We start from the raw sequence: 26648 nt of genomic DNA on the forward strand, positions 1-26648 counted from the left end.
TGCAAGAGGTGAGAAAGCACCAATTCGAAATTATGCCCTGATACGCGGGCAGAAGTACCTGTTTACGATGGTTTTCGAAGAGGATTATTGCCTGGACGCTGCGCAAAACCTTTCCACGCCGCCTGACTCGGGCTAGTGTACGCGCAAAGGCCCGGAACAAGGGCACAGCAGATCCGCCGCACAGCGGCACACAGGCAAGGACGACCCGAATGACGATCAGTTGCGTGTCCGGATTATTTTCACCCGCCTGTCGGGCTGCCACAGCGTTGGTGGCAGTGCTGGCGCTGGCTGCATGCGACGAGACAGGCGCCTTCAGCCTTGAAAACCTGACCGGTCCACCGTCGGAAACTTCTGCCGCTGCAGCAGCCGGCGGCGAGACCACAGAAAAAGACGTGGAAGCTCCGGAAGTTTTCGCAGCAAGAGAACAGGGCCTCTGGGATGGCCGCCCCTCGCTTGGCGGTGTCTGGGTTGCCCATCCTGATGCGGAAGCACCCGAAAGGGTCATAATCAGGAATGTGGATAACGGACAGTTTGTGGTCGGCGCCCTGTTCCGCCGCGAACGTGATATTCCTGGTCCGCGCCTGCAGCTTTCATCGGATGCGGCCAGCGCTCTTGATATTCTGGCCGGTGCGCCGACCGAACTTGATGTGACAGCCCTGCGCCGCGAGGTTGTGGAACAACCTGCGCCTGCCGAGCCTGAGACTGCAGCCGAAGACGATGTCGGTTCGGAAGTTGCGTCAACCGCGACCGCGGCATCGACACTGACTGCCGAAGAGATCACCAGCGCCGCACAGACCGACAGGGCAGCAGGTTCTGCCGATCCGATCGCGATTGCAACAGCTGCGCTTGGCGAGGCTGATGCCGGTGCGGGTACCGGTACCGGCGCATCCCCACCACAGACAGTCGCCACAACTGCCGCAGCGGCACCGGTCACAAGTTCAGCACTGCCCGAATCCACGCTTCCTGCATCATCACTGAGCCGGCCCTACCTCCAGGCAGCGACCCTCAGTTCCGAGGAAAACGCCAACCGCGCCGTAAAACAGCTGACCGACGCAGGCCTGTCCGCACGCGCCAGTGAACTGAAACGTGATGACAAGAGCCTCTGGCGTGTTGTCGTTGGTCCGGCCGGGTCTGAGACCGAACGCAACAGCATGCTGGAGAAGGTAAAAGCCGCCGGTTTTGCAGACGCCTTCGCTGTATCAAACTGAGCCCAAGCAGGAGACATCACCGTGATCCGTCTTGCCCCTCTGATTATTTCGCTGCTTCTCGCCCCTCTTCAGGCTGCGGCCTTTGAGACCCAGGCGCGGGAAGCCTATGTCATTGACCAGACAACGGGCACCGTGCTTCTGGCCAAGAATGCAGACGTGCCACTGCCGCCTGCATCCATGTCCAAGCTGATGACGCTCTACATGGCCTTCGAGGCGATCCGCCGCGGCAAGTCAGATGGTGGCCTCGACCTGAACGAAATGCTGCCCGTGTCCGAACATGCGCAGTCATACGGCGGATCGAGCATGTTTCTGCAATCCGGGGAAACGGTAAGCGTCGAAGATCTGATCCGGGGTATTATCGTTCTGTCCGGAAATGATGCCTGCGTGGTCATTGCCGAAGCACTCTCGCCTGACGGCACCGAGTATGGGTTTGCCCGGCTTATGACACAGCGCGCGCAACAGCTGGGCATGACAAATTCGACATTCACCAACTCCAACGGATGGCCAGCGCCTGGGCACCTGATGTCGATGCGCGATCTGGGTCTGCTGTCTCATCGCCTGATCGAGGATTTTCCGGAATTCTACCCTCTGTTCGCTGAGACCGAATTTGAATTTGACAACCGGGTACCCAGTAACAGGCTGAACCGTAATCCGCTCCTGACCATGAACATCGGCGCAGACGGTCTGAAGACAGGTCACACGCAGGAAGCAGGCTACGGGCTGGCGGGGTCGGCCAAACAGGGCGACCGCAGAGTGATTTTTGTGGTTTCCGGTATCGAATCCAGCGCCGCGAGGGCACAGGAATCACAGGCCATTGTGAACTGGGCATTCCGTCAGTTTGCCATGCGACCGATGATCAGCGAGGGCGAGAAATTTGCCGAAGCAGAGGTCTGGATGGGCAGTGAGCCGAAAGTTGGCCTGGTCGCCGCCGAAGACGTCAGCGTGCTGATGCCGGCTCTGGCAGCATCCGAGCTGGAGGCAGAGGTCGTGTTCACCGGCCCCGTGGAGGCCCCGGTAACAAAGGGCCAGCAGCTGGCTGAGCTCGTGTTCACACCAGAAGGACTGCCGGAAAAGCGCATCCCTCTCGTGGCAGACCGTGATATCGGTCCCGGGGGTTTTGTCAGCCGTATGAGCACTGCTGCTCTGCTGCTGATCAACCGTCTCGTTCAGGGGCCCGGGGACGCGACGTGACAACTCCCCCGCGCGGGTCCGGCTGCTTTATTACATTTGAAGGTATCGACGGCTCGGGTAAATCCACCCAGATCAACCGGCTTGCCGAGCACCTGCGCGCGCAGGGGCAGGACGTCGTGGTCACCCGCGAACCCGGCGGATCGCCGGGGGCCGAGGAAATCCGCGCGCTCGTGCTGCAGGGGGATCCGGACCGTTGGTCTGCGGAAACCGAAATCCTGCTATTCACAGCGGCCCGGCGCGACCACATGGAGCGGCTGATCGAACCCGCTCTCGCTCAGGGGAAAGTAGTTTTGTGTGACCGGTTTGCCGACAGCACGCGTATGTATCAGGGCGTGTCACGCGGAGACCTTCGCCCGGTCGTGGACAAGTTGCACAGGCTGATGATCGGCCGCGAACCGGATCTGACAATTCTGATCGACATGGACCCGGCCACTGGTCTGTCCCGGGCACTCTCAAGGCAGACTGCCGATGAACGTTTCGAGGCTTTTGGCGAGGATCTGCAGGCGAGAATGCGTGCAGGATTTCTGGCACTGGCGGATGAATTCCGCGATCGTTTTCACGTTATTGACGGCGCGCGCGATATTGACACCGTTGCCGGCGACATCAGGGCGACTGTGGACAAGGCACTGGCATGACAGCGCCGGATCAGATCGAGGGCGCACCGCATCCCCGGGATACCGCACAGCTGTTCGGTCAGGATGCTGCTGTCAGTTCTTTTCTTGACGCTTTTTCCTCAGGCCGGCTGCACCATGGCTGGTTGCTGACCGGCCCGCGCGGTGTCGGCAAGGCAACGCTGGCATGGGCAGTTGCACGGTTTCTTCTTGCGACACCGCCCGTGGAAGAGGACGGTCTGTTCGGTGCACCTCCTCCACCTGAAACACTTGATATCGACCCCGGGCACCCCGTTTCCAGAAGGATTGCCGCGGGTGCCGAGCCGGGCCTCAAAGTCATCACCCGCACGGCCAACCCGAAAACTGACCGTATGCGGGAAGAGATTGTCGTTGATGACATCCGGGCACTTGCTGGTTTCTTTCAGCTGTCCGCGGCAGATGGCGGCCGGCGTGTCGTCATTGTTGATGCAGCCGATGAGCTGAATACATCTGCCGCCAATGCGCTGCTCAAGATGCTGGAAGAACCTCCGGAGCGTGCAACGCTCCTGCTGATCAGTCATCAGCCGTCCCGACTGCTGCCTACGATCCGCTCTCGCTGCCGGACCCTGAGGCTGGGGAACCTCTCGCCGGAAGACATGGCTCTCGCTCTGGCTCAGGCCGGGGCAGATGACAGCCCCGACGCCGCAGCACTGGCGGCGCTCTCGGGTGGCTCTGTGGGTGCTGCACTCCGGCTGTCGCTGCTGGACGGGCTGAGACTTTACGCGGAACTGCTGACGATTCTGAAGACTGTCCCCCAGTTCGACCGGGGCCGCGCGGTCAAACTGGCCGAAGCGGCGGCCGCCCGCGGCGGCGAGGCAAAGCGCGACCTGTTGTTTGAGCTGCTGGACCTGCTGCTCTCGCGGCTTGCTCTGACGGGTGCCATGGGCCATCCGCCCACCCCCGAGGTCGTACCGGGTGAAGGCGAAATTCTGATGCGGCTTGCGCCATCAGCGCATATGGGCCGCGCCTGGGCCACAACGGCACAGGAAACCGGGGCGCGGGCCCGTCACGGGCGTGCGGTGAACCTTGACCCCGCCGCTCTGATCCTGGATACCCTGATCAAAGTAAGCCAAACCGCCAGCCCCTGATCTGAGGGTCCGGCCCGGACACAACGACAGGCATGACGGACACACCCCGGATCACCGACAGCCACTGCCATCTGGACTTTCCTGACTTTGACGGCAGGTTGCCGGAGGTCATTGAAAGTGCGGCAGAGGCAGGTGTCGCCCGTATGGTGACAATATGCACCAGACTGCGCAACGAGCCACAGGTACGCGCCATTGCCGAAGCGCATGATCCGGTGTTCTACGCGGCCGGTACCCACCCGATGAGCGCCGCCGAAGAGCCAATGGCGTCAACAGATGAGCTGATTGCGCTGGCAGCGCATCCCAAGTTTGTCGGTATCGGCGAAACGGGGCTCGACTATCATTATACTGCTGAGAGCGCCGGTATTCAGAAAACCTCGCTGCGTGTTCATATCGACGCCGCACGCGAAACCGGCCTGCCCCTCATTATCCACGCCCGCGACGCCGACACGGATATGGCGCGTATTCTGAGCGAAGAATACGCCAATGGTGCCTATACCTGCGTGATGCACTGCTTTTCCTCTTCAGCAGAGCTTGCGCGTGCTGCACTGGACCTGGGCTTTTACCTTTCGATGTCCGGCATTACTGCCTTTCCGAAATCGGAAGAGCTGCGCGCGATTTTTGCATCCGCGCCGGCCGACCGGATTCTGGTTGAAACGGACGCCCCCTACCTGGCGCCCCCACCTTATCGCGGCAAACGCAACGAACCGGCCTATACCGCGCATACCGCGCGCCGTGGGGCCGAAACCATGGGCATGCATTACCCTGAATTCGCTGCACAGACAGAAGCCAACTTTGAGCGTCTGTTCACAAAGGCCTGCAACTGGAAGGCCGCCGCGTAATGGTCCGGACCACCTTTACAATTCTTGGCTGCGGTTCCTCGGGCGGGGTGCCGCGACTGGGCGGACACTGGGGCAGCTGCGACCCCGAAAACCCGAAAAACCGCAGACGCCGCTGTTCTTTGCTCATCGAGCGAACCGGCCCGGACGGTACGACCACCGTACTGATCGACACATCCCCGGATCTGCGCGACCAGCTGCTGGGTACAGGCACAGGCAGGCTGGATGCCGTGATTTATACACACGCACACGCTGACCATGTGCACGGGATCGATGATCTGCGCATGATCGTCTTCAATATGCGGGCCCGCCTGCCTGTATGGGCTGATGCACCTACACGCGACGCCCTGATGAACCGCTTCGATTATGCCTTTGTTCAGCCCAAGGGCTCCACCTATCCGCCAATTCTGGACATGAACCTGATCGAGGGCGATGTTGAGGTCACAGGTGCAGGCGGCACGATCCGCTTCACCCCTTTCAGGGTTGCGCACGGCGGGATGGATGCACTGGGCTTTCGCATTAGTGACGTCGCATATCTGCCGGATGTCGCCGAAATACCGGATGATCAGTGGCACCACCTCGACAATCTTGACTGCTGGATTGTGGATGCACTGCGCCGCGAACCACATCCGACGCATGCTCATCTGGAACGCACGCTGGGATGGATAGAGCGTGTGCAGCCAAAACAGGCTGTCCTGACAAACATGCACATTGATCTCGACTATGAGACACTTCTGGCAGAAACGCCTGAACATATTCAGCCGGCCTTTGACGGTCTGCAGCTGACTTTCGACACGCCCTGAACCACGCGGGGCGCTCATTTCCTGTCGGCAGATAAGTCCGGCGCAAGGGCCACCGATGCAAACGCTTCTGGACGTCATTCTCCCTGTATTTCTTGTCATCGGGTTCGGCTATACGGCGGTCTGGCGCAACCTGTTCCCGGTCGAAGGCATCGACGGGGTCATGCGGTTCACCCAGAACTTTGCCATCCCCTGTATGCTGTTTCAGGCCATTGCCCACATGGATCTGTCGGCTTCCTTTGATCCGGGGCTGCTCACATCGTTTTATGCCGGAGCGGGCATCTGCTTCTTTCTTGGCATGCTCGGTGCCAGGCTGTTTTTCAGACGGGAATGGGAAGACTGCGTTGCCATCGGGTTTTGTTGCCTGTTCTCAAACTCGGTTCTGCTGGGGCTGCCGATCACCGAACGAGCATACGGGGCTGACGCACTGACCGGGAATTTCGCCATCGTCGCATTGCATTCGCCATTCTGCTACGGGCTTGGCATCACCGTCATGGAAATCACCCGAAACAGAGGGCAGTCTCCCGTTGTGATGGCCCGTTCTGTTGCCAGAGCGATGTTCCGCAACGCGCTCGTTCTGGCGATTGGCCTGGGTTTTGTGGTGAACCTGTCTGGCCTGACAGTGCCCGGCGTCGTCGATGATGCGCTGTCACTGATTGTGCGCGCGGCCCTTCCCGCAGCGCTCTTTGCCCTTGGCGGCGTTCTGTTCCAGTACCGCCCCGAAGGCGATCTGCGCGCGATTGCCATGGTCTGCGGCATTGCTCTTCTGGTACATCCCGCACTGGTCTGGGCATTCGGCACCGCCCAGGATGTGCCGCGCGACGCCTTCCGGTCGGGCGTTCTGACCGCTGCGATGGCTCCGGGGTTCAACGCATATATCTTTGCGAATATGTACGGACGTGCCAGACGCGTCGCCGCCTCTTCAGTTCTGATCGCGACTGCGGCGTCTATTCTGACGGTCTGGGTATGGCTCTCGTTGCTGAGCAGTCTGTGATCCGTCAGACGACAGGTGGAATCGGGTCCCGGGAAGGTCCCACCAAAACCGACGCTGAATCATCAGAAATGTGACCACGACGTGTCGGCAGATTGCCGCCACTTTTTCGCCCGCTGTGCGGCAAACGCGGTCTGGTCAGCCGGCTGTTAGCGCTTTGTTAACTGCAAAACGGGACAATTTTGCCTGATAACCTGACAATCCGCAGCACTCAGCAGCGCAAAAATGCTGCCACAATTGCGCTGCAGACCAGCGTCCATTGGGTCAGGTTTTTAACGAATAGTTACCTCAGCGCCTGATTTGAGCCCTACGTTCGCCAAGCTCAGCGCTCATAACAGGCTCAGATCAGACGTTTCGGTGTCGAGTGTTTCACCCGGAAGAGGCTGATCGGAACTGTAACAGTTTGAGGCTTTTTCAGATGGCTCATGTATTCTGTAAGACACACAGGAACAGTATCGGTGGGGATCGACGCAGCTTTGTAACCGGGGCAGTGCTTGCACTCGCGCTGGCAGCGGGCGCGTTGTATGCACCGCAGAGCGCACAGGCTTCAGGCAGCGACCCGTTTCTGCGGGCCAAAATGATGATTGCGCCGCCGAGCGGGGCGCGCGGCCTGTGCAGCAAATATGACTGGGCCTGTGCGCATTCCGGCTCGACCCAGGCGCTGACACAGAAAGATCTGAAGACCGTTCAGAAGGTCAACAGGCGTGTAAACAGGCAGATCAGCGAAGTTGCGGACCTCTCCCAGTATCGAAAGGCCGACTACTGGACACTGCCGCTGTCGCGCCGTGGCGACTGCGAAGATTTCGCGTTGCTCAAGAAAAAAGAGCTGATCCGTGCGGGCATCGCTCCGGAACGTCTTTTGCTGACAACGGTGCTGGACAGACGCGGGAACAGTCACGCTGTTCTGGTTTTGCGCGCTGACACAGGCGATTACGTCCTGGACAACCTGACCGATCGGATAAAACCGTGGAAAGAAACGCGCTATACTTTTCTGCGGATGCAGAGCCCTGACAAGGCCGGCTCGTGGGTTGGTCTTCTGATCAAGGCCTGACCGGCACACTGAAGAGATGTGAAAAAGAAACAGCCGCGATGGGTATCGCGGCTGCTTTCGTTTTATCACCCGGCTGATACGCCTGATGTTTTGACCGGTGCCCGGGCGGATCAACCGCTCCCGCCGTTGGATCCATTGCCACCGCTGCCGCCGCCAGAGCCGTTATCGTCTCCACCGCCGCCGCCGCCGTTGCCACCGCCGAAGCCGCCACCGCCGCCATCACCGCCGCCGTCACCGCCGCCATCACCGCCGCCATCACCGCCGCCGTCACCGCCGCCATCACCGCCGCCATCACCGCCGCCGTCACCGCCGCCGTCACCGCCGCCATCACCGCCGCCGTCACCGCCGCCGTCACCGCCGCCGTCACCGCCGCCGTCACCGCCGCCATCAGCACCGTCGCCGCCATCAGCACCGTCGCCGCCATCTGCGCCGTCGCCACCATCAGCACCGTCGCCGCCATCAGCACCGTCGCCGCCATCAGCACCGTCGCCGCCATCGGCACCGTCGCCGCCATCGGCACCGTCGCCACCATCGGCACCGTCGCCGCCATCAGCACCGTCGCCGCCATCAGCACCGTCACCGCCATCAGCACCGTCGCCGCCATCGGCACCGTCGCCGCCATCAGCACCGTCACCGCCATCAGCACCGTCGCCGCTCTGGAATTCCCGCTCGCTGGCCGGATCTGGTTCATCCCCAGGCTCGGTATCTGTAGGTGAAATGCTTCCGGTAGGATCATCGGACAGCAACAGCGCAAGGCCAGGGCAGTTTTCGCCGGTACCGACCAGAATATCGACATAGTTTGGGTGTTGCTGAATGTAGTCGATGAAACCGGATGTGATTGTCTCGCATCCACACAGATCAGCGATCGAAAGACCATCGACTGCACTGCTCGTTTCACTGATTGAGCACTGGTTCAGGAGCGCTCCTGTCTGCTGAGCCATCGCTGGCTGTGTCGCCATGACAGACCAAACAGAAGAAGAAACAACAAACGAAGTTGTCGCCAGAAGTGTTCTCAAGTTCATGCTTTTACCCTCCGCGGCACCGGCAGCCAGCCGCTCATTACCATTTAAACGCCACACTAGTGCCTTACTGTGCAGAATTTGTCTACGAAATGCCTTATTGCATGGGGAAAAATGACGGAAATGTGTCATTATGGTTCAGATACCAGAACAGTCGCGCGACTCCTTACCTTTTTGTTTACAACTACTCGCAGCGTTAATCTTTTTCTGCCACAATCGAGTCGGCTTACCGAAGCGGATAGTTCTTTTCGCTCAGCACCCGGAAACAGGTTTGTTGCCAGGATGAACTCCACTCAATGACTATGGCGGGAAAGCAGTTATGAGCTGTGCGGCGCCTTTTGTCTTTGACCTGCGGGGCAGAACCATGGCGGATCAATACTGTTCTGTCTCAGCTCTGAATTAATACGCCAGGCATGCCACACTCCATCGCTGCTTCACGAAATACTTCGCCCGGAATTCTGGTCGTCGGGATCAGAACTGAATACTCTACAGAATCTGCAATCAGTGCGGGGATAACGCCCGCCTGATCGTCAACGGCTTGCAACATGCTGAAATTGGATGCTGAAATGTCCTCAACCATACCAACGCTGCATTTACTGTGTGGCAAAATCGCTTCCGGAAAGTCCTCCCTCGCTGCCCGGCTTCATCGTTCGGCCGGAACCGTTCTTGTGGCCGAAGACGAATGGCTGGATGGTCTCTATCCGGAAGACCTTTTGTCGGTTTCAGACTACATGCGATGCATGTCTAGGTTTCGAAAAGTCATGGGACCTCATGTTGTCTCATTGCTGAATGCAGGGGTGTCGGTCGTTCTGGATTGTCAGGCGAATACGATTGCTTCACGCGACTGGATGCGCGGCATCCTGCAAAAGACGAAAGCAGCAAACAGACTTCATGTGTTGGATGTCCCCGACGAAGTATGCATCGCACGCCTTCATGCACGTAATGCGCAGGGGCATCATCCGTTTGCGGCAACCGAGGAGCAGTTCTGGCAAGTCTCAAGACACTTCGTCGCGCCAACTGCAGAGGAAGGATTCGATATCGTTTTGCATGGCGTTGACAGAAAGCCATGAACTGAGCTGACCTTCGCAGATGATGCTGCATTCATCAAATACGCTAAACGCGGGAATGGCTGCGTTGCGCCCAGTGACCACCGCCAGGGGCCACAAGGTTCACGGCATCGTCGGTGAATGGATTAGCCGGCAAGAATTCCAAAACGCTGTCAGAGTGGAACTGCAAACGCCTCCGCCCAACGGGCTGACAGCGACGAGAAACTGAGAACCTGGGGGCGGACTGAGTGTGAAACGGCTGGCGGCACTGAACAGTCCCCGGATGTCTGGAACAGAAGGCAAGCAGCGTCCGGGTGCAGTCCCAGACGCGATGAGGTGTGTCCCGGGGAGTTTGACAATTTCTGCGGCCGGTTACCGCCAGAATCAATTGCAGAAAGTGTTTTCGAACCTCCAGGCAAGGTTGCAGGGTTGGCCGATGCAATTACTGTATGAGCAATCTGCATCAGAGATGTCTGGTTGAGGTACACAACCGCTGACGATACGCCGCGAAATTCAACCGCAGGCCCCGGTTTTCTACCGGGTGCGCTGAGAAGTCTGACATGCTCAGGTATCAAAGTGGTGCGGATGAGAAGACTCGAACTTCCACGGGTGTTACCCCACAGCGACCTCAACGCTGCGCGTCTACCATTCCGCCACATCCGCACTGAATGGTGAGAGGTCTTTACAGCGGCTCCGGTCGGTTGTGAAGAGACATTCTGCGGAAATTTCAGCCATGTCGCTCCGGTGATTGCAGCGGGCGACACCGCGGTCTAAACCTGCGGGATGGTGGAATGGATGATAACGGACGGGCTGACCGGTTTCAGGGAAGCGGAGGCATGGATGGAAATCCGGGCCGCGGAAATCGCTGCCGGGCGCGCGCGGGAGTGCATCTGGCTGGTTGAACATCCCGCACTGTATACTGCCGGGACATCAGCCCGCGAGACCGATCTCCGGGAACCCGACCGTTTTCCGGTTTTTGATACAAGGCGCGGCGGTCAGTACACGTACCATGGCCCCGGCCAAAGGGTTGCTTACACGTTGCTCGACGTGGGGGAGCGCGGGCGGGACGTGCGCAAATTCGTTCAGGATCTTGAGCGCTGGGTTATTGCAACGCTCGACACCTTCAACGTCACAGGACATATCCGCGACGGTCGCGTGGGCGTCTGGGTTGAGCGGCCTGATAAACCGAAAGACCGGCAGGGGCAGCTGGTCGAGGACAAAATTGCAGCAATCGGTATCCGCCTGCGCAAATGGGTCAGCTTCCACGGACTTTCGGTCAACGTCGATACGGATCTTTCGCATTTCAGCGGCATCGTGCCCTGCGGCATTGAGGAGCATGGCGTGACAAGCCTTACGGATCTGGGGCTTCCTGTCACGATGAATGACCTGGACGTTTCATTGCGTGACACGTTTGAAACCACTTTCGGTGACCGCACTGTAGATGGTCTGGTGCCTGAACTGACAGGAACAGGCCGAAATAGGCCCGGCATCTCTTCTTCACTCTGACCGGCGCGCCCTGCATTCGGACACCAGCGCCTCAAGCTGCTCTTTCTGGAGCGGCTTTGGCACAAACCTGTAAACGTTTGGGTCTGCTTCTGCCCTGGCAAAGTCCCGCTGCAGCTCGGATGTCGACAGCATCACGATCATGTGGCGGTTTCGCTGCATTTCCGGTAATTCGCGGTAAGCCTCAAGAAACTCAAACCCACTCATCCGCGGCATATTAATGTCGAGGAATATAAGATCCGGGGGGGCGATTTCAGACCGGTGCGCGCGCTGCAGGTGCTCCAGCGCGGCGGCGCCATCCGTCTCGACCTCGATGCGATCAGCTACCTCAGCCTTGCTGATGAGCCTTTCATTCAGCAGATTTGTGACGCGGTCGTCATCCACGAGAAGTATTTTTGCTACTCTGTTTTCCTGCACATCCGACACCTTTTTCAGTGAGGAAAGACCAGTGAGAACACAGCGCCACCAGATGCGGAACCGGATAACTCAACTGATCCTCCCAGGCGTTCCATCAGACGTCTGGCGACGTAGAGAGACACGCCGTCACCCGGCGGGTGTGCATGCGCTCTCTGAAAAAGGCTGAATACCCGTTCCGTATCCCGCTCAGGGTCCAGCCCATCACCGTTGTCATGCACTTCAACATACGACGCGCCGTCCCTGTCAAATGATCTGATCAGAATTTCAGGCCGGCGCCCCTCCGGACAGTAAATCAGAGCATTGCGCACAAGATCCTCAAGTATTTCAGATAAGGCGTCGGGGACACAGCTGACCTCGGCCACTTTGAGATCCGTCTTTATTTTGCCACCCGTATTCCGGATCACCGGCTCCAGTTTTTCTATGGCTGTGGCGCAGGCATGCGAAACATCTACGGGCCGTGGCGCCGGAAACTGGCCGGTACTGGCCTCGGATACGCGCACCAGCATATGGAGCTTCTGTGTTGCCTGATCACAGACCTCGCGCATCAGATCCAGCGTTTCGGAATATGTCGCCGGCAGATCATCACACCGATGTGCAATGCTTTCCAGAAGCGTGGCCATATTCGTGACCGGCCCCTTCAGATCGTGAGTGGCGACGTAGGTCAGCTGTTCAAGCTCACGGTTTGTACTCCGCAAACGCTCTGCTGCCTTCTTCTGCGCAGTAATATCCATCGCGATGCCGATGTGACGCAGAAGGGATCCGTCAACGTCCCGGTCGAACACGGCATCAATACTGCGCAGCCAGACCAGTTCCCCGGATTTGTTGAGCGCGCGGTATTCGATCACATGTTGAATACCGTCTTCGCTCTGCGACAGTAACTCCAGATAATTGGCAATCCGTGGCAACTCCTCGGGATGCATAAGAGTGCTCATCAGCGCATCTCCCATATCAATCGCTTCCTGCTGGCTGTAGCCCAGCAATTCAGCAATCGAACGGTTCGAATACTCATTGCTCATCGTCTGATGGTTGAAAATGTATATGATGCCCGGCACCAGTGTCGCCATTCTGCGCAGGAAATCCGGGCTGTCTGCGCTGACCGGCGAAACGGGGCTGATCTGATCAGAAACTGAGGCGGTGGCCATGAGTGCTGCTTTCCTGGACCGCGGGGGCGCGCGGAAACTGTTTACGATGCGATCATGACGGTCGGGTGTTAACAGGCCGTGAACGAACCCGCAGCTTCATAAACATTTGAGCAGATTTCCACCTGGGCCCGCGCAGTGTGTTCAGCAGCTGATAAATTTCCCGGCTGCGTCAATACGATCATTGCCCCTGTCGCCAACTCCCTCTAGAAACGACGGGAATCTCCGCGCAGCCCGGGAACCGCTGTGCCGGTATAACTCACTATCAGGAGGCAAGAGCATGGCAGACGCAGCCATCCACGGCCATGATCACCATGACGAGCGCAGCTTCTTTACGCGCTGGTTCATGTCCACAAACCACAAAGACATCGGTATTCTCTATCTGATCGTCTCGGCCTTCGCCGGTTTCATTTCGGTGGCCTTCACCGTTTACATGCGCCTTGAGCTGATGGAGCCCGGCGTACAGTACATGTGTCTTGAAGGCGCACGGCTGATGGCCAGCGATGCGGCCTGTACACCCAACGGTCACCTCTGGAACGTGCTGATTACCGGCCATGGCATCCTCATGATGTTCTTTGTCGTGATCCCGGCGCTTTTCGGCGGATTTGGCAACTATTTCATGCCTTTGCAGATCGGCGCGCCGGATATGGCGTTTCCGAGGATGAACAACCTTTCGTTCTGGCTCTATGTCGCCGGTACGTCCCTCGCGGTTTGCTCGGTGCTGGCACCGGGTGGCAATGACCAGGCCGGATCAGGTGTGGGCTGGGTGCTTTATCCGCCATTGTCGACCAATGAAGGCGGGTTCTCCATGGACCTCGCAATTTTCGCCGTGCACGTGTCCGGTGCATCCTCGATCCTGGGCGCGATCAACATGATCACCACGTTCCTGAACATGCGTGCACCGGGTATGACCCTGTTCAAGGTGCCGCTGTTCTCGTGGTCGATTTTTGTGACAAGCTGGCTGATCCTGCTGTCCCTGCCGGTGCTGGCGGGTGCGATCACCATGCTTCTGATGGACCGCAACTTTGGCTTCACGTTCTTTGACCCCGCCGGTGGCGGTGATCCGATCCTGTACCAGCATATTCTGTGGTTCTTCGGACACCCCGAGGTGTACATTGTGATCCTGCCCGGGTTTGGCATCATCAGCCACGTTATCGCGACCTTCTCGCGCAAACCGGTATTCGGCTACCTGCCGATGGTCTGGGCACTGATCGCAATCGGCGCTCTGGGCTTCGTTGTCTGGGCGCACCACATGTACACCGTCGGCATGAGCCTCAATCAGCAGGCCTACTTTATGCTGGCGACTATGGTCATTGCGGTGCCAACGGGCGTCAAGATCTTCAGCTGGATTGCCACTATGTGGGGCGGTTCCGTAGAATTCAAAACACCTATGCTCTGGGCTTTTGGCTTCCTGTTCCTCTTCACCGTCGGTGGTGTGACAGGTATCGTGCTCAGCCAGGCTGCCGTGGACCGCTATTACCACGACACGTACTATGTGGTGGCACACTTCCACTACGTGATGAGCCTCGGTGCCGTCTTTGCGATCTTTGCGGGTATTTACTTCTACTTCCCCAAGATGACAGGACGTATGTATCCTGAGTGGGCCGGCAAGCTGCACTTCTGGACGTTCTTCATCGGTGCAAACCTGACCTTCTTCCCACAACACTTCCTGGGCCGTCAGGGTATGCCACGCCGCTATATCGACTACCCGGATGCCTTTGCATACTGGAACTGGTGGTCAAGCCTCGGTGCGTTTCTGAGCTTTGCATCTTTCCTCTTCTTCTTTGGCATCATGTTCTATGCCATCCGCAAGGGTAAGGAAGCGAAAGAGAGCAACCCGTGGAATGAATACGCAGACACACTTGAGTGGACCCTGCCCAGCCCACCGCCGGAGCACACATTCGAGATCCTGCCGAAACAGGAAGACTGGGACAACAAACACGCGCACTGACGCGGTCCTGTCTGCAGAAAACAAAGGCCCCGGTTGTTTTGCCGGGGCCTTTTTTCTTGTTGCCAGATGACAGGCCTGCACCGGTGAAACCTGATCACTGTTTCCATTCAGGGCACAATATTGCAGGCCAAAATAAATTGTACATAACCCTCTCAACCACAAGTATTTTTTGTGCCCCCTGGCCGACTTTTCCTTGATACCTGCAGAAGTCAAAAATAAGATTTTGACATAAATACCAGGGATACGATTTCATGAAAAAACTACCATTGCTGCTGTGCGCAACTGCGTTGACCGCAACGAGCGCAGCTGCCGAAACAATCCAGTTGCAGCTGACCTACGACAACCTCCAGTTCCGTTTTCTGCCAGACGATAACTTCAGTGATGATGATGCGTCCGGGTTTCTGTTCCCGGGAGACGGCGCGATCTATAACGACGATGTGTCTCCGGAAGACCTCGCCGCGCTGCAGGCTGCCGTCGACGCAGAACTCCAGGAAATCTTCCAGAATGACAATCTCAACGGTGGAGCCACTTTTGAATCTGAGGAAGACGGAGGCGACAATGCATGGGTTCTGCCCCAGGACCTCAACCCGTTTGCTTCGGTCACTTTCACTGTGAACCTCGACCTTGATGCCTTTGACACAAGCGCGGTCATCGGCACAGGTGACGGGGACGACCCGACTGAGACACAACTGTTCTTCACACCGATCGACGCAGTGCTGCGCGACGATGGAGGCGAGCCGATTGAGATCGTCGAAGGACTTTTCAACTACACCGCAATGGGGGCCGGCGACGGCATAAGCCTGACAGATGACCAGACAGGTGATGTCATTGCATTCGGCGCCAGCGACACCGGGTCAGAAGGTGCTGAAGAGATCAGTATCGGTTTCTTTTTTGCCAACCTCAATGAGGGGCAGCAAAACTGGTTTGACGACCTGGGCGAGGACGGAAACGCCCTGTTTACAGCTCTGGCCGATGATACCTTTACCCGGATATTCGAGTATGAGGAACTCAGTGTCAGCGCACCGGATGCAGAAGGGAATGTGACCCAGCTGGGGAAATACCAGATCCAGGGCACGCTTTCCGGTGTTTCAGGGTCGCTGAACACCGTTCCGACCGGGCTGGAGGATGCACCTCTCCTGCCGGTCGAAACCGTGGTGGATGAAGAAGGCACGCCAACGTACACTTTTGCTGTCACTCTGCCGGAAAGCGATGGGCTGCTTGAACCGATCTGGATCGACCCGGATGTCGCGACGGGGTATGTCTACACAATCGAAGACGGTGACGGAAACCGCTATGAAATAGCCGGCATCGAAGCGCCGGAATTCGGCGATGTTATGGATCCCGACGGCTATACTGTTGTCTTTACCGCTGACGGTGTCGAGTATTCTGTCGACATCAACACCGGCGAGCGTCTGGTTTTCGCTGACGTTGTGCCCGCAGATGGCCAGCCGGTGATCTCCGGTGTTACCAGTGTGGAACTGCGGGGCATCAATCCCGAACTTCTCGTTGATCCGACAGACCCGCTGGCCTTCCTTACAGGCATCATTCCGGGCGCCGGCGTCTCTGGCAGTGTGTTTCTGACGCAGACACCAACAGTCGAATTTTTCGACCCGGACGCAGGTCCTGACATGTCGGCCGTACCGCTGCCGCTGCCGGCTCTGATGCTGCTGAGCGGTATCGCGGGTCTTGGCCTGATGCGCCGCAAGCGGGCCTGATGCGCAGAACAGTAACCGGCGCGGCGCTCGCCGCCGCGCTGGCCTCACCTCTTTCGGCAGCTGACAGCAGCGGAAGGTATGCAGCAGGCTATCCTGCATCCCTGGAATGCAGAGCTGTTTCGGCGGCCGAACCTGGAAGCGAGACGCTCTTTGCGATCGCTGCATTCTCAGAAGGCTGGCTTGCCGCACACGCAAAACTCACGCCTGGTGTGTTTGATCTCACGCCCTGGCAATCAATAGAATATGTCGTCGCCCAGCTGCGCGCTTACTGCGATTCGCGCCCCGAAGACCGTTTGCTGAACGCCCTTGACCAGCTGACAGCGTTCCTGGAACCAGACGCGCTGGCAGAAGGTGGGACACCGGTGACGGTGTCGAACGGGCAGCAGGTCATTATGGTTCATCCTGAGACACTCGAACGTATTCGCCAGAAGCTGGTTGAGCGTGGGTTTTCCCCGGCGGACAACGACGATCCGGTTGCAGGTCTCAGGGCGTTCCAGCGTGATGCCGGCGTCACCGAGAGCGGTCTGCCGGACCAGGCAACCCTGCAGCGTCTGTTCAGCCCCTGAGCGGTTTTGCCGGAGAACCCGGACCCGCGGCTGCGAGATGCTGCCGCATTGAGCTCACGGGCGGGCATTGTCATATTAGGGTCATCAAACAGACGGACTTCCGGTGATGCCGTATCAATGGACATCTGAACCAGGCCAGACGCCCCAGACACTGCATCTGTGGCCGCACAACTCTCTGCCTGCCCGAGGTATGGCCGCCTTTGTGCTGTCAACGTTTACACTGATCTGTATCCCCACGCTGCCGCTGCTGGGGTCCCCTATCCTGTGGGGTCTGCTGCCTTTCCTGCTTGCTGCCGTATGGGGTATCTATTTTGCTCTGCAGCGCAATCACCGGGCGCGCCAGATAAAAGAAGTTCTGACACTCGGCGAGAAAGACGCACAACTGATCAGAACAGAACCCGGCGGCGAGGTTCACGCCTGGGACTGCAACCGGTACTGGACCACGATCACAAAGTACGAAAAGGACGGGCCCGTTCCACAGTATGTCACGCTCAGCGGCATGGGGCGCGAAGTCGAGATCGGATCATTTCTGAGCGAAGAAGAGCGGATCTCACTTTACGAGGAGTTGCAGCGCGCCTGGACGCGCTGACGCTTCACTCTTGAAAATAACGCGCTGCCAGAGCACGCGCCCTTTGCGGTTCGATCTGCCAGCAGCATGCGACCTCCCACGCCGCGATGGCGAGAGCCGTTTTGCCGCTCGGCCCCACTCCTTCCACGGGCGTCCTGTCAAATAACAGCCAGTCGTAACGTGCCTCGTCCCAGTCCAGCAGCGCATAAGTTCCGCGCGGCGTACGAATGACATTACGCGGGTTCAGATCGCCATGGATGATACCTGCCTCACCACCCGCTGTTGCGCGCCACGCCGCCCGACAGGCCCTCACCAGCCCCGGTGGCATGGCAAGCAGATCGACGTCACCGCCCGTGTACGCATCAATCAGCGCTTCCGCAGAAGCAAAACCGGGACGCTGCGAAAGGCCCTGCGTCAGAAGATGAAAGCGGGCCATCAGAGGGGCAAGTCGCACCATTTCTTCGGGTGCAGCAAGTTCGCCCTCGATGAATGGTTCGCACGTCCAGCCTCTTTCCGAGAGGTGCCCGTTTGTGCTTCTGATCAGCTCCGGAACCTCAAATCCAGCAATACGTGCCTGCGCCTGAACCGGCCCCAGCCACGCGAGGCCGCCGGCACACCTGCGTGTTGTCTTGAATACAACGGAAGGATGTGTTCCCGGCAGACTGCGCCAGACGGCATTCCGGGCGCCGCCGGGAAGTGGCTCCACCTGCACATCAAAACCCCAGAGCCCCGGATCAGGGCCGGTGCCAGCGTCCCGGGCAGGGGTCAGCTGAGGCGATCCTTGAGCATCGGGCCTATTTTGCCAAAATCCATCTGACCAGTGTAGCGGCCTTTGAGAACACCCATTACCTTGCCCATGTCCCGGATGCTGTCTGCACCGAGTTCGGCCACAGCTGCGTCGACAGCGGCTGCGGCTTCTTCTTCGGACAGCTGCCGCGGGAGAAACTCCTCGATCACGGTCATCTCGCCGCGCTCGCGCTCCGCGAGGTCGAGCCTGCCGCCCTCCTCGTATGCACGCGCACTTTCCGTTCGCTGCTTGGCCATCTTACCAAGAATGGCAAGTACTTCTTCGTTTCCCACGCCGTCGTCATTGCCTTCGGCACGCGCCGCAATGTCCTTGTCTTTGATCGCGGCGTTGATCAGCCGCAACGTTGACAGGCGATCCGCCGCCTTGTCTTTCATCGCCTGCTTGAGAGCGGCGGAAATCCTGGTGCGCAGGTCCATTGATCTGTCCTTCCGGTGAGGCCACAGAACGTGGCTATGCTCAGGCGCCGGACCTTATCCAAAGGCACCTGCCGCTGCAACCACCGGCGCACGAAACGCCGCGACGTCAGATTGCACGTCCCGTTGCCCTAAACGCCCTTGACCGTGCCGTGCGCCGGGACTAGTTTCCGCCAGATTTTGCCCCAGCCTTTTGCCGAAAGGACCGCCCATGCTTTCCGCTGCGCCCGACCGCCCTACCGCTTGTCTGGCACTTGCCGACGGGACGCTGTTTTACGGAATGGGTTTTGGCGCGACCGGCCAGACCGTGGCAGAACTCTGCTTCAATACCGCGATGACGGGCTATCAGGAAATCATGACCGACCCGTCCTATGCGGGGCAGATCGTGACCTTTACCTTCCCGCATATCGGCAATGTCGGCGTCAATCCCGAGGACGACGAAACGGGCGATCCGGTGGCGGCAGGTATGGTCGTAAAATGGATGCCGACCGATCCCTCCAGCTGGCGGTCGGTACAGGATCTCGACAAATGGCTCGCTGCGCGCGGACGGATTGCCCTGGGCGGTGTGGACACGCGCCGTCTGACCCGGGCGATCCGGCAGTCCGGCGCGCCGCATGTTGCACTGGCGCATAATCCGGATGGAAACTTTGACGTCGAGGCGCTCGTCGCAGCCGCCCGGGATTTCTCGGGGCTCGAAGGCCTTGACCTCGCCAGGGAGGTTACATGCGCCCAGTCATACCGCTGGAATGAGATGCGGTGGGCATGGCCCGACGGGTACAGCCCGCAGGAAGATCCAAGACACCGCGTTGTGGCGCTGGATTACGGGGCCAAGCGCAACATTCTGCGCTGTCTCGCAAGCGCGGGATGTGACGTAACCGTCCTGCCCGCAACTGCCAGCTTTGACGAGGTTATGGCACACAATCCGGACGGCGTGTTTCTGTCCAACGGACCAGGTGACCCGGCAGCAACCGGAACCTATGCCGTACCAATGATCCGTCAGGTGCTGGATGATACCGATCTGCCGGTCTTTGGTATCTGCCTCGGCCATCAGATGCTGGCGCTGGCTCTGGGCGCCCAGACCATCAAAATGAACCACGGCCATCATGGCGCGAACCATCCGGTCAAAGATCACGACACCGGCAAGGTGGAAATCACCTCCATGAACCACGGGTTCGCCGTGGATGCGCAAACCCTGCCCGATGGCGTAGTCGAAACCCATACCTCGCTTTTTGACGGATCAAACTGTGGTATCCGCGTGGATGGCCGCCCGGTCTGGTCAGTTCAGCATCACCCGGAAGCCAGCCCGGGACCGCAGGACAGCTATTATCTGTTCGAGCGTTTTGCCCGCGCCATGGCCGAGCGCGCCGCCTGATCAACACTCGCTCAGGTAGAATAATCCAACCTTAACAGATCATTAACTATGATCTGACAGTCTCTGCCGGTATTTCCCTGAACAGGGCTGGCTGATGAACGACTTTGACCTGCGTCTGGCAAAGCCAAAGCGCGCACTGACAGGTGCGTCGCGTACGCCCATTGGCGCGCTGCTGCTGGACGATGGCAAAATTGCACAGGACGATCTCCGGCATGCCCTGGCTTTGCAGGAACGCATCGATGCGCCCCTTGGCGATATTATGGTGGCCGAAGGTCTGGTTTCCAAACGGGATGTGCTGGGTGCACTGGCAGTTCAGGCCTGTACAGATCAGGCGGCTGACCCGCTGTATGAACCACCCGCGCTTCAGATGGCACGGCATCTGCCCGCTGCTCTGTGTCTGCGCTATGGCGTTGTGCCGTGGCGCGAGGACGGAAACGAGATCTGCATTGCGACCAGCAGTCCGGACGCGTTTTCGCAGCTCAGACAGGCACTTGGCCCCCGTGGGAAGAATCTGGTTCCGGTTATCGCCGAAGAGGCCCGCATTCAGTCGCAGATCAGCCGGCTTTACGGATCAGAACTTGCAGCGGAGGCGGCGCAGCGCGTTCCCGCACGCGAAAGCTGCCGCGGCTGGGAAGACTCGCGCAGGGCACGGTTGCGCTGGTCTGCGGCGATCCTCGGTGTCTGCACTGCGATGGCTGTCTTTATACCGGCGTATCTGATCACTGTCCTGACCCTGATTGCAACAGTCACCCTCCTGATGACGACAGTTCTGAAACTCGCCGCCCTGATCGCACATGTGACGCCAGCGGCTTTGCCCGCGAAGCTGGCAGCGGTCAGGCCGTCAGATGTCCTGAACCGCCTGAAGCCTGCAGCACACACCCCGCAAACCGGTCCTGAACTGACGTTGCTTTCAGGCCCGCGTGCGGGTGCTGCCCTGCGTATCGCTGGGGAAACGCGGAAGCTTGGCATTGGCGCACTGCCCTTTGTCAACGCGGGTGAAAAACACTTCCGCATGCCACGTGTATCCGTTCTGGTGCCTTTGCTGCGGGAGCGCGAGATTGCCAGCCAGCTGATCAGCCGCCTGTCACGCCTGACCTACCCCAAGTCCTTGCTCGAAGTGGTTCTGGTGCTCGAGGCCAGTGACACTCTGACGCGTGAGACGATCGCCCGGACCACCCTGCCCGAATGGATGCGGGTAATAGAGGTACCCGAAGCGGGAAACCTGACAACAAAGCCCCGCGCACTGAACTACGCGCTGGATTTCTGCCGTGGCTCCATCATCGGCGTCTGGGATGCAGAAGACTGGCCCGAGGCCGACCAGATCGAAAAAGTGGTCACCCGCTTTCAACAGGCACCACCGGAAACCGCCTGTATCCAGGGGGTTCTCGACTACTACAATTCCCGCACAAACTGGCTGACACGCTGCTTTTCTATCGAATACGCAAGCTGGTGGCGGGTGTTCCTGCCGGGCATTGCCCGTATGGGTCTTGTTGTACCCCTCGGCGGCACGACACTGTTTTTCCGCAGACGCGCGCTGGAAGACCTTGGCGGCTGGGACGCGCATAATGTCACCGAAGACGCTGATCTTGGTCTGCGCCTGGCACGCCACGGCTATATGACAGAACTGCTGCCCACAGTAACACATGAAGAAGCGACCAGCCGCGCCTGGCCCTGGATCCGGCAACGGTCACGCTGGCTGAAGGGCTTCCTGATCACTTACTGTGTGCATATGCGCGATGTACGCCAGCTCTGGCGTGATCTGGGCCCTGCACGTTTTTTCGGCGTACAAACCCTCTTTTTTGCCACTGTAACGCAGTTTGCCCTGGCCCCGGTGCTCTGGTCTTTCTGGTTCATTCTCGCGGGACTGGGACACCCCATTTCAGGCATACTGGGTCAGACAACCGTCACGGCCATGATCGCACTTTTCATTCTCTCTGCGGTCCTGACGCTCGCTGCAGGGGTGATCGCAACGGCAGACAAACCACGCAGGCATCTGATCCCCTTCGTGCCAACCATGGGTGTTTATTTCGCGCTCGGCACGCTTGCCGCCTATAAAGCCCTGTGGGAATTGATCCGGGCGCCATTTTACTGGGACAAGACCCAGCATGGTGTCACGACATGCCCCGCAGCGCCTGACGCCCGGGGTCAGCTTTCGTCCTGACGCTGTGCGGCGTCCTGCTTGAGACGGGTCATGAAAGCAACCGAGATATGCTCGCGCAATGCCTCATCGGCCGCATCGGCATTCCGGGCCTCTATCGCCCGGACGATCTTGTCGTGTTCAGACTGAGCTATGGCGCCGCGCCCCTGTGCGGCCAGCGACGTCGTCGCCATCAGAGCCATCGTGCGGTGTACCAGATCGAGCTGCTGCACGAGATAGCGGTTGTGGGAGGCCAGATGGATCTGTTTGTGAAACCGCCTGTTTGCGCGCGACAGCGCCGCAGGGTTCTCGGTCAGAGCGTTGTCCTCTTCGACCATCTCTCTGAGAATACGCACTTCCTCGCCGGTGGCGTGCTGTGCTGCCAGCCGCGCAGCGAGTCCCTCCAGTTCACGGCGAACGACATAAAGTTCGGCCATCTGGTTATGATCCAGTGACGCCACGATCAGGCTGCGGCCGTCACGTGCCAGTAACGACTGCGTCTCCAGCCGCTGCAGTGCCTCGCGCACCGGCGTACGGGATACGCCGAAACGCTCGGCCAGTTCGCTCTCGACCAGTCTGTCACCGGGGCGGTAAACGCCCAGATCAATCGCCTCGAGTATCATGGAATAGGCATCGGTCTGAGGGGGTTTCTGCAATGCCATAAGTATCTCTTTCCAAAGTGTTTACCCACCTTAACGATCTGCGGGCCCGACAGGCAACCCTGCGGGGTCTTGCACAAACCGCTGACCGATGTATCTCAGTTCCATGCCAAAGAATGCTTTTTCACATGTCCGTACCTGGGTTTTCGATCTGGACCACACCCTTTACCCACCGTCTGCGCGTCTTTTTGACCTGATCGAGGTGCGGATGACGCGGTGGGTCATGGATACACTGTCCGTTGACCAGGCCGAGGCCGACCGGCTCCGCAGGCATTACTGGGCGATACACGGCACGACGCTTGCCGGGCTGATGCGGGAACACGACGTGGACCCGGACCCTTATCTGGAAGACGTTCACGACATCCCGATGGACAGCCTGCAGCCGGACCCGGATCTGGCCCGTCTTATCAGAGATCTGCCAGGGCGCAGGATCGTTTATACGAATGGCTGCGCGCCTTATGCCGAACGGGTGCTGGAGGCGCGCGGCCTTGCAGGTGTTTTTGATGCCGTTTACGGTGTTGAGCACGCAGCCTACCTGCCAAAACCCGAGGTAAAGGCCTTTGAAACAGTCTTTGGCAAAGACGGTCTCGAGCCCGGAAAGGCAGCAATGTTCGAGGATGATTCACGCAATCTTAAAGCCCCCCATGCGATGGGCATGCGTACGGTGCATGTGGCCGCAGAACGCGCGCCCGGCGAACATATCCATTTTCATACGGACGATCTGAACAGTTTCCTGACCGCGCTGAGCTGACAGGCCCGTGCGACAATAGCGCACCTGTTCCGAAGTCATCTGCACCCCATTTATGGATCATATTCAACTGGAGTGCTTTCGACATGGCTCTTGCCTCACATCTGCCTGCCCTGCCGCTCTGGCAACGCCTGCTTTTCGCAATTCCCGTCATCGGCTGGGTTGCCCGCGATGTCACTTTTGGCGACGAAAGCAACATATGGTTTGCGCTGATATTGTTTTTCAGCAGCTGGATGTCCTCGGCGCTGATTTTCGGGCTGCCGGGTCTTTACCTGCCGGCTCTGGCGCTGGTGCCGGTGATCTTTATCCTTCTGCTGATGATCACCTGGGGCTGACCCGTCTGGCCAAGGCGTTCTGCGGGAACTACGGTACCCGCTACACACAGAGGCGAAATGACAGACAACACCTGTGACATCCTGATTTCGGGCGGCGGGATCGCCGGAATGACCGCGGCTGCCGCCTTTGGCACCGCCGGTTTCAGTGTCGTCTGCGTCGATCCCGCTCCGCCGATTACAAGCCGGGACGATACAGGCGCGGACATGCGATCCACAGCGATGCTGCAACCGGCGCGCCGGGTCCTCGAAGCTGCCGGGTTATGGGATGCCCTGGCGCCCCACGCCGCACCGCTCGACATCATGCGCATCGTCGACGCCGGCGGAGAAGAGCCGGAGGCGCGGATGACACGCGACTTTCGGGCGGCAGATATCTCTGAACAGCCTTTTGGCTGGAACTTCCCCAACTGGCTTTTACGGCGCGAGCTGTCTGAACGTCTCAATACCCTGGGGAACATAGACTTCCGCCCCGGAACAGCGACACAATCTGTTTTCACCCGCGCACAGGAAGCGCGCGTCACCCTCAGCGATGGCAGCCGTCTGCGTGCACGTCTGGTCATTGCAGCAGACGGGCGGCATTCTCCGGTGCGTGAGGCTGCCGGGATTGGTGTCAGCACCAGCCGCTATGGCCAGAAAGCTCTGGCTTTCGCCGTCACACACCCGATCCCGCACGAGAACGTCTCGACCGAAATCCACCGGACGGGCGGGCCCTTTACACTTGTTCCACTGCCCGACTTCGAGGGACGACCCTCTTCGGCAGTTGTGTGGATGGACGACGGACCGCTTGCGCAGGAGCGGTTCGGAATGGACACTGAAACGTTCGAAGCTGCCATGAGCGCACGCAGCTGCCACCTTTTCGGGCCGCTGACACTTGCCTCGCACAGAACAATCTGGCCCATCATCAGCCAGAAAGCTGACCGGCTGAGCGCCGAACGCATTGCGCTGATCGCCGAAGCCGCGCATGTCGTGCCGCCAATTGGTGCTCAGGGTCTGAATATGAGCCTGGCAGACACGGCGACGCTTCTGGAACTTGCCAGTGCACGCCCGGAAACGCTGGGCGATCAGACCATGCTCGACGCATACCACAAAGCGCGTTTCCCGGACATTTCCCTGCGCGTTACAGGAATAGACCTGCTGAACCGTGCAAGCCAGGTGCACACACCGGTGCTGCGGGATGCGCGTGCCGCGGGCCTGCAGGCGCTTTATGCGATTGCACCGGTGCGCAAAACACTGATGCAGATGGGCCTTGGCGTCAGATGACCTGATCCAGCACGCGGCTCAGCCGTGCCAGCGTGCCGTCGACGTCATAGAGTTTGTCCAGCCCGAAGAGACCCAGGCGGAACGTGCGGAAATCAGCCGGCTCGTCACATTGCAAAGGAACCCCGGCAGCAATCTGCATACCTTGCGCGGCGAATTTGCTGCCGTTCTGGATATCCGGGTCAGAGGTATAGCTGACCACCACGCCGGGCGCGCCGTATCCCTCCGCTGCAACAGACACGATACCTTTCGCCGCCAGCATTCCGCGCACTGCATCGCCAAGTTTCCACTGCGCTTCTTTCAGGCGTTCAAAACCGTATTCTTCGGTTTCCACCATCGTGTCGCGAAACGCGCGCAACGCGTCCGTTGGCATGGTTGCATGATACGCGTGCCCGCCGTTTTCATAGGCCTGCATGATGCTGTGCCACTTGCCCAGATCAATTGCAAAGCTGTCGGACTGAGTTTCACCCAACCTCTGCACCGCGCGATCAGACATCATGACCAGGCCCGCGCAGGGCGACGCAGACCAGCCTTTTTGCGGAGCCGATATCAGCACATCCACACCCAGCCTGCGCATATTCACCCAGGCGCAACCAGAAGCGATACAATCCAGTACCATCAGTGCACCCGCGTCGTGCGCGGCCTGTGCCATCGCGGCAATATAGTCATCTGGCAGGATCACACCGGCACTGGTTTCCACATGCGGGGCAAAAACAACATCAGGTTTCTGCGCCGCGATCGCGGCGGTTACTTCTTCGATCGGGGCCGGCGAAAACGGTGACGGGCTGGTATTGCCGGTCTGACGCGCCTTGAGCACGGTTGTGTTCGCGGTCAGGCCGCCGGTCTCGAAAATCTGGCTCCAGCGATAGGAGAACCAGCCATTGCGCACGACCAGCACCTCGGCACCACGGGCGAACTGTCGCGCGACGGCCTCCATCCCGTAGGTACCGCCTCCGGGGATAATGGCAACGGCGTCGGCCGCATAAACCTCTTTTAGCATGCGGGAGATGTCGTTCATGACCTGCTGGAAAGCAGCGCTCATGGAATTGAGCGACCGATCTGTAAAGACGACCGAAAATTCCTCCAGACCTTCAGGATCAATTGTATCGAGCAGCGCTGCCATTCTGAGATCTCCCTCTTGATGGCCAAGGGGTATCCCTTCACCGGCCGGTTGGCAAAGTCT

At 59.1% G+C, this 26648-nt stretch carries 26 protein-coding genes and 1 tRNA gene; 19 read left to right on the forward strand and 8 right to left on the reverse strand.

The window, feature by feature from the left end; translation table 11 throughout:
* Window positions 1-209: 209 nt before the first annotated feature.
* From Q0792_RS17280 to Q0792_RS17315, 8 genes are all read left to right on the forward strand, one after another.
* Complete coding sequence (locus Q0792_RS17280) at window positions 210-1208, forward strand: SPOR domain-containing protein (protein WP_298843679.1); 999 nt, start codon at window positions 210-212, stop codon at window positions 1206-1208.
* 21 nt (window positions 1209-1229) lie between these two features.
* Window positions 1230-2399, forward strand: a complete 1170-nt coding sequence (locus Q0792_RS17285; protein WP_298843682.1) for a D-alanyl-D-alanine carboxypeptidase family protein — start codon at window positions 1230-1232, stop codon at window positions 2397-2399.
* Window positions 2396-3034 (forward strand): dTMP kinase, encoded by a 639-nt coding sequence (tmk, locus tag Q0792_RS17290; protein ID WP_298843685.1) that lies wholly within the window; start codon window positions 2396-2398, stop codon window positions 3032-3034. The genes Q0792_RS17285 and tmk overlap by 4 nt, the downstream gene beginning before the upstream one ends.
* A complete protein-coding gene (locus Q0792_RS17295) occupies window positions 3031-4137 on the forward strand; it encodes a DNA polymerase III subunit delta' (protein WP_298843688.1) in 1107 nt (368 codons plus the stop codon). Before tmk ends, Q0792_RS17295 begins: the two co-directional genes overlap by 4 nt.
* A 32-nt stretch (window positions 4138-4169) precedes the next feature.
* Window positions 4170-4976 carry a TatD family hydrolase gene (locus Q0792_RS17300; RefSeq protein WP_298843691.1) on the forward strand — a complete coding sequence of 269 codons (807 nt, stop codon included), beginning with the start codon at window positions 4170-4172 and terminating at the stop codon, window positions 4974-4976.
* Window positions 4976-5776: an MBL fold metallo-hydrolase gene (locus Q0792_RS17305; RefSeq protein WP_298843693.1), complete on the forward strand. Its 801-nt coding sequence runs from the start codon at window positions 4976-4978 to the stop codon at window positions 5774-5776. The genes Q0792_RS17300 and Q0792_RS17305 overlap by 1 nt, the downstream gene beginning before the upstream one ends.
* Before the next feature lie 55 nt (window positions 5777-5831).
* Window positions 5832-6767 carry an AEC family transporter gene (locus tag Q0792_RS17310; protein WP_298843696.1) on the forward strand — a complete coding sequence of 312 codons (936 nt, stop codon included), beginning with the start codon at window positions 5832-5834 and terminating at the stop codon, window positions 6765-6767.
* Between the two features lie 415 nt (window positions 6768-7182).
* Window positions 7183-7815 carry a transglutaminase-like cysteine peptidase gene (locus Q0792_RS17315; protein ID WP_298843699.1) on the forward strand — a complete coding sequence of 211 codons (633 nt, stop codon included), beginning with the start codon at window positions 7183-7185 and terminating at the stop codon, window positions 7813-7815.
* Here Q0792_RS17315 and Q0792_RS17320 read toward each other — a convergent pair.
* Window positions 7805-8701, reverse strand: coding sequence for a hypothetical protein (locus Q0792_RS17320; RefSeq protein WP_298843702.1), 897 nt, complete (start codon window positions 8699-8701; stop codon window positions 7805-7807). The two genes, Q0792_RS17315 and Q0792_RS17320, sit on opposite strands and share 11 nt — an antisense overlap.
* 678 nt (window positions 8702-9379) lie before the next feature.
* Between Q0792_RS17320 and Q0792_RS17325 the strand changes: the two genes are divergently transcribed.
* Window positions 9380-9904 carry an ATP-binding protein gene (locus Q0792_RS17325; RefSeq protein ID WP_298843705.1) on the forward strand — a complete coding sequence of 175 codons (525 nt, stop codon included), beginning with the start codon at window positions 9380-9382 and terminating at the stop codon, window positions 9902-9904.
* Between the two features lie 553 nt (window positions 9905-10457).
* On the opposite strand, the gene Q0792_RS17330 is transcribed toward Q0792_RS17325, so the two are convergent.
* Window positions 10458-10543 (reverse strand) — tRNA-Leu (locus tag Q0792_RS17330).
* Between the two features lie 120 nt (window positions 10544-10663).
* Between Q0792_RS17330 and lipB the strand changes: the two genes are divergently transcribed.
* The gene (gene lipB / locus Q0792_RS17335) at window positions 10664-11386 is read left to right on the forward strand and encodes a lipoyl(octanoyl) transferase LipB (protein ID WP_298843706.1); all 723 of its coding nucleotides are present in this window, start codon (window positions 10664-10666) and stop codon (window positions 11384-11386) included.
* Here the strand turns inward: lipB and Q0792_RS17340 are convergent.
* Together Q0792_RS17340 and Q0792_RS17345 are read right to left on the reverse strand one after the other, a co-directional pair.
* The gene (locus Q0792_RS17340) at window positions 11378-11800 is read right to left on the reverse strand and encodes a response regulator (RefSeq protein WP_298843709.1); all 423 of its coding nucleotides are present in this window, start codon (window positions 11798-11800) and stop codon (window positions 11378-11380) included. The two genes, lipB and Q0792_RS17340, sit on opposite strands and share 9 nt — an antisense overlap.
* Before the next feature lie 14 nt (window positions 11801-11814).
* Window positions 11815-12942: a PAS domain-containing sensor histidine kinase gene (locus Q0792_RS17345; protein WP_298843712.1), complete on the reverse strand. Its 1128-nt coding sequence runs from the start codon at window positions 12940-12942 to the stop codon at window positions 11815-11817.
* Window positions 12943-13219: 277 nt separating this feature from the next.
* Here Q0792_RS17345 and ctaD point away from each other — a divergent pair, with 277 nt between their 5' ends.
* The 4 genes from ctaD (at window position 13220) to Q0792_RS17365 (ending at window position 17760) form a co-directional block, all read left to right on the forward strand.
* Window positions 13220-14890, forward strand: coding sequence for a cytochrome c oxidase subunit I (ctaD, locus tag Q0792_RS17350; protein WP_298843715.1), 1671 nt, complete (start codon window positions 13220-13222; stop codon window positions 14888-14890).
* A 251-nt stretch (window positions 14891-15141) separates the two neighbouring features.
* Window positions 15142-16605, forward strand: a complete 1464-nt coding sequence (locus Q0792_RS17355) for a hypothetical protein (protein ID WP_298843718.1) — start codon at window positions 15142-15144, stop codon at window positions 16603-16605.
* On the forward strand, window positions 16605-17171 hold the full coding sequence (locus tag Q0792_RS17360) for a peptidoglycan-binding domain-containing protein (RefSeq protein ID WP_298843720.1): 567 nt from the start codon (window positions 16605-16607) through the stop codon (window positions 17169-17171). The genes Q0792_RS17355 and Q0792_RS17360 overlap by 1 nt, the downstream gene beginning before the upstream one ends.
* Before the next feature lie 106 nt (window positions 17172-17277).
* Complete coding sequence (locus Q0792_RS17365; RefSeq protein WP_298843723.1) at window positions 17278-17760, forward strand: DUF2244 domain-containing protein; 483 nt, start codon at window positions 17278-17280, stop codon at window positions 17758-17760.
* A gap of 4 nt (window positions 17761-17764) precedes the next feature.
* Here the strand turns inward: Q0792_RS17365 and Q0792_RS17370 are convergent, their stop codons facing one another.
* Together Q0792_RS17370 and Q0792_RS17375 are read right to left on the reverse strand one after the other, a co-directional pair.
* Entirely contained in the window at window positions 17765-18445 is a 681-nt protein-coding gene (locus tag Q0792_RS17370; RefSeq protein WP_298843725.1) for a phosphotransferase, read from the reverse strand.
* A 59-nt stretch (window positions 18446-18504) separates the two neighbouring features.
* A complete protein-coding gene (locus tag Q0792_RS17375) occupies window positions 18505-18963 on the reverse strand; it encodes a GatB/YqeY domain-containing protein (protein ID WP_298843727.1) in 459 nt (152 codons plus the stop codon).
* 208 nt (window positions 18964-19171) lie between these two features.
* Here Q0792_RS17375 and carA point away from each other — a divergent pair, with 208 nt between their 5' ends.
* Together carA and Q0792_RS17385 are read left to right on the forward strand one after the other, a co-directional pair.
* A complete protein-coding gene (carA, locus tag Q0792_RS17380) occupies window positions 19172-20332 on the forward strand; it encodes a glutamine-hydrolyzing carbamoyl-phosphate synthase small subunit (RefSeq protein WP_298843730.1) in 1161 nt (386 codons plus the stop codon).
* Window positions 20333-20426: 94 nt separating this feature from the next.
* On the forward strand, window positions 20427-22493 hold the full coding sequence (locus Q0792_RS17385; protein ID WP_298843733.1) for a glycosyltransferase family 2 protein: 2067 nt from the start codon (window positions 20427-20429) through the stop codon (window positions 22491-22493).
* Here Q0792_RS17385 and Q0792_RS17390 read toward each other — a convergent pair.
* On the reverse strand, window positions 22478-23131 hold the full coding sequence (locus Q0792_RS17390; RefSeq protein ID WP_298843736.1) for a GntR family transcriptional regulator: 654 nt from the start codon (window positions 23129-23131) through the stop codon (window positions 22478-22480). The genes Q0792_RS17385 and Q0792_RS17390 overlap by 16 nt on opposite strands.
* Window positions 23132-23234: 103 nt before the next feature.
* Here Q0792_RS17390 and Q0792_RS17395 point away from each other — a divergent pair, with 103 nt between their 5' ends.
* From Q0792_RS17395 to Q0792_RS17405, 3 genes are all read left to right on the forward strand, one after another.
* The gene (locus tag Q0792_RS17395) at window positions 23235-23879 is read left to right on the forward strand and encodes a pyrimidine 5'-nucleotidase (RefSeq protein WP_298843858.1); all 645 of its coding nucleotides are present in this window, start codon (window positions 23235-23237) and stop codon (window positions 23877-23879) included.
* An 83-nt stretch (window positions 23880-23962) separates the two neighbouring features.
* The gene (locus Q0792_RS17400) at window positions 23963-24211 is read left to right on the forward strand and encodes a hypothetical protein (RefSeq protein ID WP_298843739.1); all 249 of its coding nucleotides are present in this window, start codon (window positions 23963-23965) and stop codon (window positions 24209-24211) included.
* Between the two features lie 57 nt (window positions 24212-24268).
* Window positions 24269-25468, forward strand: a complete 1200-nt coding sequence (locus Q0792_RS17405) for a UbiH/UbiF family hydroxylase (RefSeq protein ID WP_298843741.1) — start codon at window positions 24269-24271, stop codon at window positions 25466-25468.
* Here the strand turns inward: Q0792_RS17405 and Q0792_RS17410 are convergent.
* Window positions 25461-26588: an aminotransferase class V-fold PLP-dependent enzyme gene (locus tag Q0792_RS17410; protein ID WP_298843743.1), complete on the reverse strand. Its 1128-nt coding sequence runs from the start codon at window positions 26586-26588 to the stop codon at window positions 25461-25463. The genes Q0792_RS17405 and Q0792_RS17410 overlap by 8 nt on opposite strands.
* Window positions 26589-26648 lie beyond the last annotated feature (60 nt).

The organism is uncultured Roseobacter sp., assembly GCF_947495025.1.
Lineage (GTDB): Bacteria > Pseudomonadota > Alphaproteobacteria > Rhodobacterales > Rhodobacteraceae > Roseobacter.

Excerpts from the sequence above, each read along its gene's own strand:
- Q0792_RS17375 (WP_298843727.1), bottom strand. The coding sequence starts at position 18,963 with ATGGACCTGCGCACCAGGATTTCCGCCGCTCTCAAGCAGGCGATGAAA.
- Q0792_RS17280 (WP_298843679.1), top strand. The coding sequence starts at position 210 with ATGACGATCAGTTGCGTGTCCGGATTATTTTCACCCGCCTGTCGGGCT.
- Q0792_RS17325 (WP_298843705.1), top strand. The coding sequence starts at position 9,380 with ATGCTGAAATTGGATGCTGAAATGTCCTCAACCATACCAACGCTGCAT.
- Q0792_RS17390 (WP_298843736.1), bottom strand. The coding sequence starts at position 23,131 with ATGGCATTGCAGAAACCCCCTCAGACCGATGCCTATTCCATGATACTC.
- Q0792_RS17400 (WP_298843739.1), top strand. The coding sequence starts at position 23,963 with ATGGCTCTTGCCTCACATCTGCCTGCCCTGCCGCTCTGGCAACGCCTG.
- Q0792_RS17360 (WP_298843720.1), top strand. The coding sequence starts at position 16,605 with ATGCGCAGAACAGTAACCGGCGCGGCGCTCGCCGCCGCGCTGGCCTCA.
- Q0792_RS17385 (WP_298843733.1), top strand. The coding sequence starts at position 20,427 with ATGAACGACTTTGACCTGCGTCTGGCAAAGCCAAAGCGCGCACTGACA.
- Q0792_RS17310 (WP_298843696.1), top strand. The coding sequence starts at position 5,832 with ATGCAAACGCTTCTGGACGTCATTCTCCCTGTATTTCTTGTCATCGGG.
- Q0792_RS17300 (WP_298843691.1), top strand. The coding sequence starts at position 4,170 with ATGACGGACACACCCCGGATCACCGACAGCCACTGCCATCTGGACTTT.
- carA (WP_298843730.1), top strand. The coding sequence starts at position 19,172 with ATGCTTTCCGCTGCGCCCGACCGCCCTACCGCTTGTCTGGCACTTGCC.
- Q0792_RS17305 (WP_298843693.1), top strand. The coding sequence starts at position 4,976 with ATGGTCCGGACCACCTTTACAATTCTTGGCTGCGGTTCCTCGGGCGGG.
- Q0792_RS17405 (WP_298843741.1), top strand. The coding sequence starts at position 24,269 with ATGACAGACAACACCTGTGACATCCTGATTTCGGGCGGCGGGATCGCC.
- ctaD (WP_298843715.1), top strand. The coding sequence starts at position 13,220 with ATGGCAGACGCAGCCATCCACGGCCATGATCACCATGACGAGCGCAGC.
- Q0792_RS17295 (WP_298843688.1), top strand. The coding sequence starts at position 3,031 with ATGACAGCGCCGGATCAGATCGAGGGCGCACCGCATCCCCGGGATACC.
- Q0792_RS17345 (WP_298843712.1), bottom strand. The coding sequence starts at position 12,942 with ATGGCCACCGCCTCAGTTTCTGATCAGATCAGCCCCGTTTCGCCGGTC.
- Q0792_RS17355 (WP_298843718.1), top strand. The coding sequence starts at position 15,142 with ATGAAAAAACTACCATTGCTGCTGTGCGCAACTGCGTTGACCGCAACG.
- Q0792_RS17410 (WP_298843743.1), bottom strand. The coding sequence starts at position 26,588 with ATGGCAGCGCTGCTCGATACAATTGATCCTGAAGGTCTGGAGGAATTT.
- Q0792_RS17315 (WP_298843699.1), top strand. The coding sequence starts at position 7,183 with ATGGCTCATGTATTCTGTAAGACACACAGGAACAGTATCGGTGGGGAT.
- Q0792_RS17365 (WP_298843723.1), top strand. The coding sequence starts at position 17,278 with ATGCCGTATCAATGGACATCTGAACCAGGCCAGACGCCCCAGACACTG.
- Q0792_RS17395 (WP_298843858.1), top strand. The coding sequence starts at position 23,235 with ATGCCAAAGAATGCTTTTTCACATGTCCGTACCTGGGTTTTCGATCTG.
- lipB (WP_298843706.1), top strand. The coding sequence starts at position 10,664 with ATGGTGGAATGGATGATAACGGACGGGCTGACCGGTTTCAGGGAAGCG.